The sequence below is a fragment of the Fibrobacter sp. UWB5 genome, assembly GCF_002210295.1.
GTDB lineage: Bacteria > Fibrobacterota > Fibrobacteria > Fibrobacterales > Fibrobacteraceae > Fibrobacter.
Window position 1 is genome coordinate 642,521 of record NZ_MWQH01000001.1, and the last position, 14,666, is coordinate 657,186.

12 protein-coding genes are annotated in these 14,666 nt (G+C 52.3%); 11 read left to right on the forward strand and 1 reads right to left on the reverse strand.

Annotated features, from left to right (window positions below; all coding sequences use genetic code 11):
• The first annotated feature begins 234 nt into the window (after positions 1–234).
• The 4 genes from pelA (at position 235) to B7989_RS02765 (ending at position 6,701) form a co-directional block, all read left to right on the forward strand.
• Positions 235–1,968: a pectate lyase gene (gene pelA / locus B7989_RS02750; RefSeq protein WP_088627078.1), complete on the forward strand. Its 1,734-nt coding sequence runs from the start codon at positions 235–237 to the stop codon at positions 1,966–1,968.
• Position 1,969: 1 nt separating this feature from the next.
• A complete protein-coding gene (locus B7989_RS02755) occupies positions 1,970–4,102 on the forward strand; it encodes a pectinesterase family protein (protein WP_088627079.1) in 2,133 nt (710 codons plus the stop codon).
• A gap of 200 nt (positions 4,103–4,302) precedes the next feature.
• Positions 4,303–5,238, forward strand: a complete 936-nt coding sequence (locus B7989_RS02760) for a hypothetical protein (protein WP_088627080.1) — start codon at positions 4,303–4,305, stop codon at positions 5,236–5,238.
• Entirely contained in the window at positions 5,238–6,701 is a 1,464-nt protein-coding gene (locus B7989_RS02765) for a pitrilysin family protein (protein ID WP_088627081.1), read from the forward strand. Before B7989_RS02760 ends, B7989_RS02765 begins: the two co-directional genes overlap by 1 nt.
• 176 nt (positions 6,702–6,877) lie before the next feature.
• On the opposite strand, the gene B7989_RS02770 is transcribed toward B7989_RS02765, so the two are convergent.
• A complete protein-coding gene (locus B7989_RS02770) occupies positions 6,878–7,777 on the reverse strand; it encodes a cation diffusion facilitator family transporter (protein WP_088627082.1) in 900 nt (299 codons plus the stop codon).
• Positions 7,778–7,914: 137 nt separating this feature from the next.
• Between B7989_RS02770 and B7989_RS02775 the strand changes: the two genes are divergently transcribed.
• The 7 genes from B7989_RS02775 (at position 7,915) to B7989_RS02805 (ending at position 14,517) form a co-directional block, all read left to right on the forward strand.
• A complete protein-coding gene (locus B7989_RS02775) occupies positions 7,915–9,231 on the forward strand; it encodes an efflux RND transporter periplasmic adaptor subunit (RefSeq protein ID WP_088627083.1) in 1,317 nt (438 codons plus the stop codon).
• A gap of 207 nt (positions 9,232–9,438) precedes the next feature.
• Positions 9,439–9,735, forward strand: a complete 297-nt coding sequence (locus B7989_RS02780; RefSeq protein WP_088627084.1) for a type II toxin-antitoxin system RelE/ParE family toxin — start codon at positions 9,439–9,441, stop codon at positions 9,733–9,735.
• On the forward strand, positions 9,736–10,038 hold the full coding sequence (locus B7989_RS02785) for a hypothetical protein (protein WP_088627085.1): 303 nt from the start codon (positions 9,736–9,738) through the stop codon (positions 10,036–10,038).
• A gap of 34 nt (positions 10,039–10,072) precedes the next feature.
• Positions 10,073–10,600 carry a DUF177 domain-containing protein gene (locus B7989_RS02790; protein WP_198959540.1) on the forward strand — a complete coding sequence of 176 codons (528 nt, stop codon included), beginning with the start codon at positions 10,073–10,075 and terminating at the stop codon, positions 10,598–10,600.
• A gap of 2 nt (positions 10,601–10,602) precedes the next feature.
• A complete protein-coding gene (rpmF, locus tag B7989_RS02795; RefSeq protein WP_073056893.1) occupies positions 10,603–10,788 on the forward strand; it encodes a 50S ribosomal protein L32 in 186 nt (61 codons plus the stop codon).
• A 31-nt stretch (positions 10,789–10,819) separates the two neighbouring features.
• Positions 10,820–11,803, forward strand: a complete 984-nt coding sequence (plsX, locus tag B7989_RS02800; protein ID WP_088627087.1) for a phosphate acyltransferase PlsX — start codon at positions 10,820–10,822, stop codon at positions 11,801–11,803.
• Positions 11,804–12,036: 233 nt separating this feature from the next.
• Entirely contained in the window at positions 12,037–14,517 is a 2,481-nt protein-coding gene (locus B7989_RS02805; RefSeq protein ID WP_158212852.1) for a glycoside hydrolase family 9 protein, read from the forward strand.
• Positions 14,518–14,666: the final 149 nt, after the last annotated feature.

A 14,666-nucleotide genomic window follows, 5' to 3' on the forward strand; every position in this document is an offset into this window, starting at 1 on the left:
TGGGCTGTACTCGCTAATGAAAAATTCTGTTGTTTGCTTAATTGTGGACTACAATTTCTGTAAAATTTTTCTTTAATTTCTTGCGAAAACCTTCATTTTTGTGCAAATGTGGACTAAAATACGCGCAAAAGTTGTCCGTGGACTACGAAAAAAGTGCTTTTGTTTGACCGCAACCTCTATAAATAAGGTAGATTTAAAACGAATGTGCGGGTGTGCTCGCAAAATGAGGATGCTATGAGTGTTTGGAAGTTGCCTGCGCCGGTCATGGGCGCGTTCGGTTTGATGTTTGCGGTGTCGTCGTATGCGGCGGATTATGTTCCCCCTTCGACGGCGGTTTCGAAGATTAATTCTTATCGCGGCTATTCGGAACTGACGAAGGCGGCGTCTGGCATGGACATTGACCAGTATACCTACAACATGACCACGTGGCAAATTAGCAACGGCGGTTTTTACAAGGCGATGGCCGACAAGTACAAAAGTGCTTATTCCGGCGGGCAAAAGTCGGAATGGCGAGCCAAGGACGGCGGCGACTTAGCGACGATTGACAACAATGCAACCATCCAAGAAATTCGTTTATTGGCTCTCCGGTATAAGGAGACAACGAATTCCAACTACAAGGCGGCTTTCAAGACGAGTTTTAACAAGGCCGTGAATTTTTTGCTGACCATGCAGCGCTCCAAGGGTGGGCTTCCACAGGTGTGGCCCAAGCGTGGCAATTACAGCGACCAGATTACGCTGAACGATAACGCCATGATCCGCGCGATGGTCACGATGATGGACATTGCAAACAAGACTTCGCCTTTCGATAGCGACATCATTGACGATGCAACCCGCAGCAAAATGCAGGGCGCGATGGACAAGGCGATTGATTACTTGCTCAAAGCGCAGATTGTAAACAACGGAAATTTGACGGTGTGGTGCGCCCAGCATGACACGAACAGCCTCGCTCCGGTGGGAGCCCGCGCTTACGAACTCCCGAGCAAGTCCGGTAACGAATCAATGGGCGTGGTGTGGTTCCTAATGAATTGGCCGGAACAGACCGAAGCAATTCAGAAGGCGGTCAAAGGGGCCATTGCCTGGTACAAGAAAAACAAGCTGAAAGACAAAGCCTTTAGCAAGACTGCCGGTGTAGTCGACAAGGCGGGCTCTTCGTTGTGGTTCCGCTTTTACGAGGTGAATAGCGACGACTACTTTTTCTGCGACCGCGACGGGGCCAGCACCAAGACGCAGGATTTTATGAAGATCAGCGAGGAACGCCGCACGGGTTACCAGTGGGCAGGCGACTACGGCAGTGCAATCCTTTCGACGGAAGCCGCTTATTTAGAAGCGCTTGAAAAGATGTCTGGCACCTACGTTCCGCCTCCGCCGCCGGCAGTACTTTGCGGGAGCGATACCTGCAAGACATTCATCGATGGCGTGAACTTTGTAGACATCAAGGGCGCTAAAGAAGCGACCAACACGGGCTTTGTGGGCGAGGGCTACGCCAATGTAGACAACGAAACGGGTAGCTACGTAACTTACGGCGTGACCGCCGCGAAAAAGGGCGAATACGATTTGACAATCCGCTTTGCAAACGGTGGCTCGGGCGCTCGCGGCTACGACATCTACGTGGGCGATGTGCTATTAGTTCAAGGGGTGAGCATGGGCTCTACTGGTGGCTGGACCACTTGGGAGGCACAAACCATTAAGGTGCCGCTCGAAAAGGGCTACAGCGAACTCAAGTTTGTGAGCGCCTCGAAAGATGGCATGGCAAACATCGATTACGTGGGCTGGATGAACGCTGACTTGTACGCCGGCGAAAAGGATATCGGTGGAACGACCGTGATCGGGGGCCGCGCCGTGCAGGCTGTTCCGGCAAATGCTGCCGCCCGCTACTATGTAGACTTTGGTAGCCGCGACAGCGCCGCCGGCGTGTACCTGAAAAAAGCAAACGGGAAGGTTTTTAAAGTGAATGGAGTAAAGAGGTAGTATGTTGAATAGTATTGCATCAAAAATCTGTCTACTTGCGACATTTGGGCTCGCAATTTCTGCCTCCGCAGTCGAAAAAAAGAAAATCGATTTCGTGGTCGGTGTCGATGGCGACTTCAAGGCGGCCATGAGCAAGGCTGCGTCTTCGGGCGCGAGCGAATCGAACCATTTCGTCATCTTTTTCCCAGACGGCGAATACAACATCGGGAGCCTTACCGGCGACAGCAACCAGATGACGACTTTCACGGCGTCGAATACTTCGCTCGTGGGCCAGAGCGCCGACAAGACGGTTCTTTACAACAAGTCCATTAACGAAGGCATTAGCGTGACCGCGACTCTTAAGGTGAGCGCAAACAGCGTGTACATGCAAGACATTACGCTTTACAACAAGGCAAACTACGGGAATGAAGCCAACTGCGGCAGCGCCTGCCGCCACGACGCGCTCATGACCGTGGGCGACAAGCTTGTCTACAAGAACGTAAAGCTCCTGAGTACGCAGGATACCTATTACACCAAACTGAACAACAACAAGAAGGGCCGCAGCTACTGGGAAAACGGACAGATCGAAGGTACGGTCGACTTTATTTGCGGTGACGGCGATGTGTTCTTTGAAGGCACGAACCTGGTGATGCGCCGTAGCGGTGGCTACATTACCGCCTCGCAGAACAATACCGATTGGGGTTACGTGTTCAACAACACGACAATCACCGTGACGAACAATAGCTACAACGGAACATTCTACTTGGGCCGTTCCTGGGGAACCGCGAGAACGGTTTTCTTGAATACCAAGATGATTGCGCAGCCGACGGCTGAAGGCTGGCAGAAGAATATGAATTCGGCGCCCAAAGTCTTTGGCGAGTACAACAGCAAGGACGGCAACGGGAACCCCGTAAACACAAGCAAGCGCCGCACTTACTTTGACGGCAGTAAAGACGGTTCTACCGCCACGCTCAAGACGGTATGGGACGCAAACGATGCCGCCAAGTACACGCTTTCGAACGTGCTCAAGGGTAGCGACAACTGGGATCCGACCAAGTTGACGGCGCAGGTTTCTGCTCCGAAAATCGCGCAGGAAGGCGCCGAAATTGTCTGGGCCGACGACAATAACGCCCGCGCTTGGGTGGTGTTTGTAAACGGCAAGTACAAGGCGAATGTAGTCGCTCCGAGTTTTTCGCTTGAAGGCGTTGCCACGGGCTCCAAGATTACGGTGCGTGCAGCAAACAGCATGGGCGGTCTCGGCGCGTATTCCAACGAAGTCACGACGCTCGATGCGAATGCGACTTACTACAAAGTAACGCTTGGCGATGCAATCGGCGGCAAGGTGACGACAAACCTTTCGGGCGACAAGGTGGCCGAGGGCAAGACGGCGACCTTTACCGCAGTCCCGAATGCGGGCTGGGAATTCGCGGGCTGGAGCGGCAAGAGCGCAAGCCAGATTGATGCGAGCAAGGCTGCGGTTGAAATCGTCGCAGCGGGCGATATCGAACTCATTCCGAGTTTTATTGCCAAGGGAACGACCGTGTTCCAGGCGGAAGACGGTATCATTACGAACGCCGCAGCCGAAAGCAACAATGCGGGCTTTAACGGAAGTGCCTTCGTGAACTTTGCGGCCGGCGACTTGAGCATGATTCAAGTGCCCGTATATGCTGAAGTCGCGGGCGAGTATGAAGTTGTGGTGCGCTACGCCAACGGTAGCGGTAATGCGCGCAGCCTGGCGGCCGCGGCCCCGGGCGTGTGCACCGCCGGCATTGACGGCTGCAAGAGTGCCGAGTCACTGTCCTTTGCGGCAACCACGAATTGGACGACTTGGGAAACGCTTTCGTTCAAGGCGAAACTCGCCGAGGGCGCGGGCTACATGACGTTTGCGACCATAGGCGGTAACGATGGCCCGAACCTGGACCAGGTGGAACTCAAGTTGGTGAAGGCCGATGGAACGACTGTGATTCGCGGGCTTGCAACGCCGAGCCAGTCGCTCACTCCGACAACTCGCGTTCGCCTGTTTACCTTGACTGGACAACTGGTTCGCGAATCCGTGGGGCCAAGCGTAAGCACTGAAAATCTGGCGCCGGGCATGTACCTGCTGCAGCGCGGCGACGGCTCCCTACTCCGCCAGCAAATCATCCGCGTGAAGTAGCGGCGGACAGCACTTAGTACTTTTAGTGCTTAGTGCGCATGGCCATCAGGGTGGGGCGTTGCGGGGCGGCGTCAGAGCCCCGCTCGATGGGGTAGTGAACAACGAAGTGTGAACGAGGGGCAGACCTGCCCCTTTTTTATAAAACCTATCATCACACACTGCACATCTCTCATTGCACATCTTTCTATATTCACACTCGTATGTTAGGTATTGAGCAGAAAAAAGGAAACGACGATAACCTGTGCGGGCGCATGATTGCCTACGCCAAGATTTTGCCGAACCCCGACGAACGCGATAGCGGCACACCGTTCGATGACATGATCAAGAACGGGCTCTTGGCGCTCGAAGGCGATTTCCGCATGTTTTCGCCGCGCGTACCTAGCAAGAAGGCGATTGACCGTGCTGTCGATGACAAGCTGAACGACATGCTGGAATCGATGCAGGCCGATGGCGTGGAACTCCCGCCCGATATGGATGTAGAGCAGATGCGCGAACGCCTGCACGAACTTTCGAGCATGGAAGTCATCCCGATTCCGGCAAAGATCGGTAACTTCACCCGCGAAGAGGACATTCTCGCCGAAGACGCCGACATCTATTACATCGGTGAATTCATTGGCGCGGGGCAGGCTCACTTTTGCCTCACGACGCTCCCGATTTATTACCAGGCAAGGTTCCGCGAACAGGCCCGCAAAAAAGAGATGGACTTTTTGAACGAGGCGCTCACGCAGATTGAATCGGGCGAATTCATGGATACCGAAGACCTGCAGAACGATACCGAGGAATTGTTCCCGAAGGGGCTCACGTTGAATACCTTCGTGGGCGACTTGGGCAAGCTTTTGAACGTGCGCGTGATTCCGTTTTTGCTCGCGCTCGAAACGGATGCCCAGTACGACGAACAAATCAAGCTTTTTTATGACTTTATGAAGGGCTACCCGGCAAAGGCCGACATCAAGCTGATTGACTTGGCCATTCGCGATTTGCGCAATCAGAAGGATTCTGCGCTGGCCCGCCGCATTCTGGAACTGGGTTGCCAAAAAATCGATGCCATCTACAACGAAGACACGCAGAAGGCAAACGAAATCGCAGAAGAAATTGTCAAGTTCGCTAAAGATAAAAGTAGCGGGGAGCAGTCGTAATGAATTGGCTCAATAAAATTTCGTGTGGTGTGGCGCTGGCCGCTGCCTTGTTTACGCAGCCTTTTGCACAGGTGAACTTGGTGGTTCACAAAGAAGTCTTGCCGAACGGCCTTACGGTGCTTTTGCACCCGAACAAGCAGGCGCCTACGGTGAGCTGCCGCCTGTTCTACGTGACAGGTTCCGTGCACGAAGTCCCGGGCAAGTCGGGCCTGGCACACATTCTGGAACATGAACTCTTTAAGGGCACCAAGAAGGTGGGCATTACCGACAGCATTGCCGACGCCAAGTTCATGGCCACACAAGATAGCTTGCAGGCACTCATCCGTCCGGCAATTTTGGCGGGCGATACCGCGAAGGTGAAAAAGCTCACCGCCGAACACGATTCCGTGGTGAACGAACACCGCAAGATTTTTGTGAAGGACGAACTTTGGAGCGCTTACCAGGCCGCGGGCGGTACGGGCTTGAACGCTTTCACCAGCGACCTCATGACCGCCTACATCGTGACGCTCCCGAAGAATAAAATTGAACTGTTCATGTGGCTGGAAGCCGACCGCATGCAGAACGCCGTGCTGCGCGAATTCTATTCGGAACGCATGGTCGTGCGCGAAGAACGCCGCATGCGCTACGACGACAAGCCCACAGGCCGCTACTACGAAACGCTGAATTCCATGATTTACGAGGCGTTCCCGTACCGCGTGCCGACCATTGGCTGGCCAAGCGACATCATGAACTTGACGCGCGAAATGGCCGATGAACATTACCGCAAGTATTACAAGCCGCGCAATGCGATTTTGGTGCTGGCGGGCGACATCGATACGACCGCCACCATGGAAATGGTCAAGAAGTACTTTGGCCCGATTCCTACAGGCGAGGCGTTCCCTCCGCTGACGATTCGCGACCCCGAGCAGGCCGGCGAAAAGCGCCTGACGGTAAAACGCCCCGATGCGCCGAACCTGTATTCGCTGGTGTTTACGACGCCTGCCGTGGGCGACCAGATTCTGTACCCGCTGGATATTGCCGAGGGCGTTTTGAATGGCCGCTCCGGCAGACTTTACAGGCGCCTGATTCAAGAAGAAAAGCTTGCCGTGAGCGTGAAGGCTTCGAATTCGCCAAACAAGTATGTGTCTGAATTCGGCGTGACGGTGAACTTGCGCCCAGATGCCGACCCCGCGAAGGTTGAAAAAATCGTGTGGGAAGAACTGGAACGCTTGAAGACCGAAACGGTGAGCGAACGCGATTTCCAGAAGGTGAAGAACCACGCCTACGCCGGCCTGGTGCGCAGCCTGACCGATATGGAAAACGTGGCGACGATGCTTGCCTGGTACGAAATGTACGGCGACTACCGCATTTTCCTCAACTGGGCGGACGAACTCAATAAGGTCTCTGCCGCCGACGTACAAGCGGCCGCGCAGAAAACCTTCGTCCGCGAAAAGAGCGTCGCCGGCTTCCTGCTGAAGAAATAGCCCCGATTGTCTTCCCGGATGCTTCCTAATTGTCTTCCCGCACGTAGATGCGGGATCTCCCTTTACGGCTTTCCAAAGCGCTTGCAGTAAAAATGCAAGCGTTTTTTCAAACAACTAGAGGAGATGCCGGGTCAAGCCCGGCATGACATGTGCAATATCCGGGAAGACAGTATGGATTATACTTTCTTAGGATCGTACGGGTCGATGTGCACAAGCGCATCGACTACATTTTCACCCGCGTCAATAATACGGCGTTCCACTTCTTCGGCTAAATCATGTGCGGCAAGGAGTGTCATGTCGGCGGGAACGACCACATGCAAATCCACGTGCAAATCGCTGCCTACGTAACGCGTGCGGAACCCGTGAATGCTAATCACATTCGGGCAGGCGAGTGCGACATCCTTTAACTTTTGGGCCACTTCGGCGCTGGCGCCTTCGTCAGCCACGCGGTGGATTCCCGGCCATGCAATTTCAAAGCCCGAATGCAGAATGAAAACGGAAACGATAATCGCGCCTACGGAGTCTGCAAACCAGAGTGTGGGGCAAAGAATCCCGAACAAGACTGCAATCAAGACCGGTATGGAACTGTAGGCGTCGCTCCGGTGGTGCCAAGCGTTTGCTTCGACGGCTTCGCTGCGGATGGCGCGACCCTTCGCCCGCGTGTAGCGGAAAAGCACCTCTTTCACGATAATCGAAACCGCCGCCATAATCGCCGCAATCCATTCGGGGTGCGACTGCTCGCCGTTCGTGAGCGCTACCACCGCATTGTAACCGAGCCCGAGCCCCACGGCGCAAACCGCAAGCCCGATTCCGACCGAAATCAGCGTCTCGAATCGCCTGTGCCCATACGGGTGCTCCGCATCGGGCGGCGAATTCCAGAACCGCGACCCGACAATAATTGCAATGTCCGTGGTAAAATCAGACGCACTGTGAATGGCGTCGGCGATAAGTGCCTGTGACCCGCCAAAATAACCCGCAAAAAACTTGCCAACCGACAAGGCGACGTTCCAGCCGAGCCCCACCCACGTAACGCGGCGGACCTCTGCGCTGTCATCTTTTTTTGCAATGCGAGTCATAATCTAGACGAAAGAACGGACCTCTGGTCCTACAGACGAGAGACGAAAGAAAATATAAAATAATGCAACCTTTTGCGGTGCATACGCATCTAATTATTCGAAAAACGGGTAAGACTTTCTATTTTTAGGTCGCATCTATGAAAAAGCTTTTGAAAATCCTCATCCTCCTCGTGATTCTTGGTGCTATCGCTTATGGCGTCAAGATGTTCTTTTTTTCCGAGAAGGCGAGCGATGCCGCAGGCCCGCTCGTAAGCACCAAGGTGGTGCAGACCACGATTTCGACCACCATTTCGGCAACCGGTACACTGGAACCCGTCGACCAGGTGGAAGTCGGTACCCAGGTGTCGGGCGACATCGCGAAAATCAATGTCGACTTCAATTCCAAGGTCAAAAAAGGCCAGATTATTGCCGAACTGGACAAGTCCAAGCTCAAGGCCACACTCACGCAGGCCGAAATTGCCTTCCGTAGCGCCGAAACCGACTATAAGTATAAGGAATCGACCTACAACCGCGTCAAGAAACTTTCCGAAAGCCATTCCGCAAGCGCCGTGGAACTCGAAACTGCCGAATACAACATGAATTCGGCAAAGCTCTCCGTTGAACGCAGCCAGAACGAAGTCAACCAGGCTCGACTCAACTTGAGTTATGCGACCATCAAGAGCCCCATCGACGGTGTGGTTCTGAAGCGCGCTGTAGAAGTCGGCCAGACGGTGGCCGCCTCCATGAGTACTCCTACTTTGTTCGTAATTGCCAAGGATTTGAGCCAGATGAAGGTGATGGCCGCCGTAGATGAAGCGGACATCGGTCAGGTGAAGCAAGGCCAGCGCGTTACCTTCACCGTAGACGCCTTCCAAAATGAAACTTTCAACGGCTCGGTGCAAGAGGTCCGCCTGAATCCGACGACCACGAGCAACGTGGTGACTTACACCGTGGTGATTACCGCCGAAAACCCGGACCAGAAACTGCTCCCGGGCATGACGGCGACCTGCACCATTGTGACTCAAGAAATCACCGACGCCATCGCGATACCGGTGAAGGCTCTCAAGTTCACGCCTGCCGACGGTACCCCGATGGCAGAACCGCCCCAAGGCATGCGTCCGCCGCACCCCGAATCCGGCGACTCCACCTCCGGCGACTTTATGCCCGGCAATTTCCCGAAAGGCGACTTTAAAAAGGGCAACTTCCCGCCTCCCGGCAGTTTCCCCAAGTCTTTCAAAAAACGCCCCGACGGCAAAAAGCCGAGCGGCAATCTCGTATGGGTGAGCATCGATGGCAAAGCCGCCCCGCGCCCCGTCAAGACAGGCATCAGCGACGGCGTGAACATCCAGATCCTCAAGGGACTTTCCGTGGGCGACTCCGTGGTCGTAAGTCAAGAAACGGTGGCCGCCACCAAGGAAAAATCCGCCGCCAGCAGCCCCTTCATGCCCACTCCACCGGGTAAAAAGAAGAAGTAATTAAGACTTGAACTATCCGGAAATTCCGGATAGTTTTTTTTGTAAAAAAGAAAAAATATTTCGAAAAAATATCTTCGGACGTTCAAAAAAAGCGTGTATAGTAAATGGGGGTGTAAACTTTAACCCAAGGGAATACTATGAACACGCAAAGTAATAGTCACTTTTTGAATATGTTGACAAAATCAAATCATTTGCCTATATTCTAATATGAAGTTCGCTGTAGAAAAGTTGCCGGCCGCTGCAGCCGAAATTGAAGCCTTGGAGCAATCGCAGAAAGAACTTCTTGACAAGGAGTACGAAACAATTGAAAAACAGGGGCTAGAATATGTTCGTGTAAGACCTCTTCAAAAAGAAATTTTTGAAATCAAGTCGAATGAACTACGGTCTTTGTTTAAATACAAGGCAGGAGCGATCATTGTAATTGGAGTCGTCTTTGTTAAAAAGGCGCAGAAAACTCCGAAAGAAAAGATAAAGCTTGCCGTAAAGCGATTGAAGGAGGTTTAGATGTCATATGTTTATGTGAAAGATTCCGAGGGATTCGTATACAAGAAAAAAGAATCGGATGTCGCCGCAGACGAAAAGATTATCTCGGAAAAAGAATATCTGAAAAAATCGGGCATAGCCCTTTACGAAAAGAAGTTCGGACATGGCGGTGCGCGCGAAAATGCAGGCAGAAAGACGAAATTTGCATCTCCGTTGAAATTTCAGATTCGGGTCACAAAAGAGGAAAAGGAATTCCTGGCTTTTGCAAGGAACAATAAGCTCAATTTCACGACTTTGATGAACCTTGCCATGAAGATAGATTGACTTATACCCCGGTTTTTACTAAATTTGGGTCACTTTGAGATTAGATATCGCACAAAAACTTGTTGATTCCGAAGACCGCCGGGTGGTCTGGTCCCGCTCCGATGCCCCCGAAATCTTCGACGAACTGCACCTCAAGGGCGACCTGGTAGCCGAGGTGTTGGTAAGCCCCGAAGGCGAAAGCAAGTGCCTTGTGACCGGTACAATCTCCGGAGTGCAAACTCTGACCTGCTCCCGCACCCTGGAGCCGTTCGACCGCCCCTTTACGACCGAAGTCGTGATCGAGGTGACGCGTACCCAGGTTGCCCAACAGGAACTGGACGAAGACGATGTTGACGTTTTTGCCTACCAGATTCCCCAGGGGCAGAGCTTCGTAGATGTTTCCGAGTGCGTCCGACAGCTGGTTATATTGCAAGAACCAGTCGCACCCGTGAAAAATCCTGACGAAGATTTTATCTTTGTAACAAACAATCAAGCCGACGGTGGCGAATCGGGCGAAAAACCCATGGACCCCCGTTGGGAAAAACTCAAGGCTCTTAAGAGCAAAATGGAAAATAGGAGTTAAAAATGGCAGTACCTAAAAGAAAAACCTCGACCGCCCGTCGTGACAAGCGCCGCACCCACTGGAAGATGGAAGTGCCCGCTATGGCTACCTGCGATCATTGCGGTTCCGTGAAGCGCCCGCACCGCGTGTGCCCGGTTTGCGGCTACTACAATGGTGTCGAAGTGATCAACATGAAGGATGCCGAATAATTAACGGTTCTACTGTTGTAAGGAGATGTCCATGGTAAAAGTTGCTCTTGATGCTCTCGGTGGCGATTTCGCCCCGGACGTAGTAATTGAAGGTGCGGTTAACGCCGTCAACAAGAACGAAAACCTGCATGTGGTTCTGTGCGGACCGGAGGCCGAGGTCAAGGCTAAGCTCGAAAAGCTCGGCTATACTGGCAAAGGCATTTCCGTGGTCGATGCACCGGATCCTGTGGCCATGGACGAACATCCTGTCGAAGTCCTCAAGAAGAAGCCCCATTCCGGCTTGGTGACTTGCGTTGCCTTGCAGAAGAAGGGCATGGTAGATGCCTCCGTGAGTGCTGGTAACTCTGGCGCCATGATGGCTAGCTGCCTCATGCTTCTTGGTCGTACTACAGACAAATTCAGCCGTCCGCCTATCGGCTGCGTGATTCCGACCGCTGACCGCCCGATCATCTTGGTCGATGCCGGTGCTAACGTCGACGAACGCGCCGCTACCCTGGTGGATTTCGCCATTGCAGGTTCCGCTTTCGCTGAGACCTACTTCGGTTACGAAAACCCGAAGGTCGGTCTTTTGAACATGGGCGAAGAAGAACACAAGGGCCCGGCTGTGCTGCAGGAAGCTCACCAGTTGCTGAAGGCTGCTCCGGTGAACTTTATCGGTAACATCGAAGGCGAAACGCTGATCGAAGGCGTGGCCGACGTGGTGGTGACCTCCGGCTTTACAGGCAACGTTGTCCTGAAGATGCTCGAAGGCTTCTACGAACTGCACAAGAAGATGTTCGGTGTCATCGATACCCCGAACGGTCGTCGTTTCGACGAAATGTGGGACTACCGCATGACGGGTGGCGCCTTGCTGCTCGGCCTGAACGGTACCGGCATTATCGCTCATGGTCGTTCCGATGCTCTCGCTATCGAAAAGGCTGTGGAAGTGGCTGCCAAGTACGCCGAAAAGGGCGTGTCCAAGAACGTCAACGAACGCCTGCTCGCTATCAAGGATGATTCCTCCGAAGCAAAGTAAGCTCGATAATTAGCTTATTGAAACCAGGTTTCAGGGACCCCGATCACTCGGGGTTCTTTTTTTTACGCCCAATTGTCATGCCGCACTTGATGCGGCATCTCCTTGGCATCTCCTTTTTTTATATGTATGACAAATCACGAAAAATTGTTCTCGCTCCATATTGGACCCAAAAGTTTTTAAATTATCATAGAATAAGTTGCCTTTAAAAAAGGCTTTTTATGAAGGAGAAGAGTATGTCTCAGTTTACGTTTTTAAAGACGGCTGCCGCTTTCGGCGTTGCCTTGGGTGCAACCCAGTCCTTGGCTGCCGACACCCCGTTTGACCTGCTTCGTCCGGTTTACCCGATGGAATGGAGTACGGCCGCCGTTGAAGAAGGCGGAACGGTCTACGATTTTGCCAATTTCAAGGTAAACGAAGAAGATACTTTTGTCGGTACGCCGAAGTCCGGTTCAAAGCCTGCTGATTTCAAGGCAAACGCCTACATCGCAGACACCGTGGACCAGGCCTACCTCGATGCCTTGATTTTGCAGCCCAGTGACATCCGCGTGAACCAGGCCGGTTACCTGACGGATGATCCCGAAAAGCAGTTCTACTATGTTTCGGATAAATGCGAAGAGGCTACCTATTCCGTTGTGGACTTGGATGGCGAAGAAGTCGCTAAAGGTGGCAAATTCAAGGCAAATGGCACATCTGACCAAGTCATCAGAGTGGTGAATGCTTTTGTTAATTCGTTGCTTAAGCGTTATACGGTGGAAAAGACGACTCCCGGAACCAAGGTGTGTGCAGGCAAGCTTGCCGAGTTGGCGGCCCTCCCCACGGACAAACGCCTTCGCATCAAGGTGGGCAAACAATATTCTTCGACCTTTATTGTGAGCGACAAGGTCTATTCCATGGTGCGCGACGCGAACCTCAAGTTCTTTGGCGTCCAGCGCAGTGGCGATTCGGAGTCCTGGTTCCACGGACCGAGCCATGTGCACGACACCATTACCGGCGGTTGGTATGATGCTGGCGATTTCTTGAAGGAGGCGCCGACCATGGGTTATGCCTTTATGATGCTTTCGGTGCTTTCGACAGTTCACCCGGAACGCGACGAAGACCATTACGCCTTCAACCACAACGAAATCGTAAAGACGGACGGCATTCCGGACATGCTGCGCGAAGCGCGCCATGGTGCAGAATTTTACCTGCGTTCTTATGAGTACGCCAAGGGCGAAATCAAGGATATGATCGTAAACATTGGTGATGAAACTGATCATATTTATTGGACTCGTGCGGATAGTATGGAATCGATTGACCCGGTGCCTCCAAGACCGGTTATACATGGCATTGGCCCAGGCATGTCTGCTCAGGTTGCGGCTGGCCTTGCCCTATTGAGCGTGAGTTATGCAACGTATGATAAACCTTTCGCAGATAGTTGCCTTAAAGTGGCTGAAAAACTGTATGCCTATGCCAAGGAACACTTTGGTGAAGAGGAAGTTTGTTACCAAGCTTTTTATTCCTGCAGCAATCCATCGAAATATGTTGATGTTCTTGCGATGGCGGCCATTGCGCTTCATTATGCGACTTACGAAAAATCAAAGAAGATGGATTACCTGAATGATGCTGCCGAAGACAAAAAAATATCCGACAATTCTCAAAATCATAAATATGAGTCGGGTTTTGCGGGTGGTTGGCTTGGCAAACCTTCTGGTTTTTCTTCGGCGGGTTGGACTTCAACTTACGATGAACGCTATGCGATTACGTCGTATGCCTTTTACAAGTTGCTTTTGGCAGATAAGGAAACAGCTGCTAAATATGGAATTCAGGATTCCTTACGCATTGACTATACGAGCAGATTAAAGGATGCTCTTGCAAAAAATGTGTATAATGATGCTGGGAGTGATGGTGATAATTCTGTGACTCTACATTTTGGACCGGTTGATCATCGTCAAGTTGAAAATTTTTATTACGCTACGCCATGGTATGTAAAGCCGTTTTTTAATTACGCCCCTGTTCGTTATGAATCTGGTTTGATATTAAATATGCTTGCGTATGCAGAAGTTGCAAAATCTGATGAGATTCGTCAGCTTGCCATAAACAAGATGAATTACATTCTGGGTGCTAACCAATGGGATATGTCTTTTATGGTGGGTGTGGGCGACAAGAACGATGCGCATGCCCACAACCGTACGGCAAACCCGGAAGGTTGGAATAGGTTTGATAAGGAGAATATGGCGGAACGTCCTGTGGGTTATAGCTACAGACCGCCGGTCGGCGCTCTCTTGGGTGGGTCGATGAGCGATACTCTGCTTTCTGACTGGAATAAGTATGGTTCAATAGAAACGGCCATAGACGTTAATGCCACCTTCCTTGCGGCAAACGTGCTTCTTTCTCCGGAAAAATCTGCTGCAGACACGTCCAAGAAAGATACCACCAAGGCCGACTCCACGAAGGAAGCGATTGTCGAAATTGCGAAAATTGGCGAAGCCCGCCTGGCTGTCGTGAACAACGGTGTGACGCTTGATGTGAACTACACGCTCCCCACCGAGCAGAACGTGAAAATCACGCTGGTGTCGGTGAAGGGCAAAGTCCAGAGACAGTATGCTCCGGGCCGTCAGACCGCCGGTAGCCACGCCTTGCAGTGGAATGTAGAGGCAATCCCCGCAGGCGCCTACATCGTGAATTACACCGCCGGCAGCTTCCACCAGCACAAACTGGTGAAGATTACACGCTAGAATGTCTTCCCGGCCGAAGAGCGGGTTAGTGGGCACTTGCAATTTATTGCTTATGTGCCCACAATCCTCGGAACGGGGAGATCTCCTTTTACGGTTTTCCAAAGCGCTTGCAATTCTTATTATATTGTATTACAGAGAACAAAAGAGAG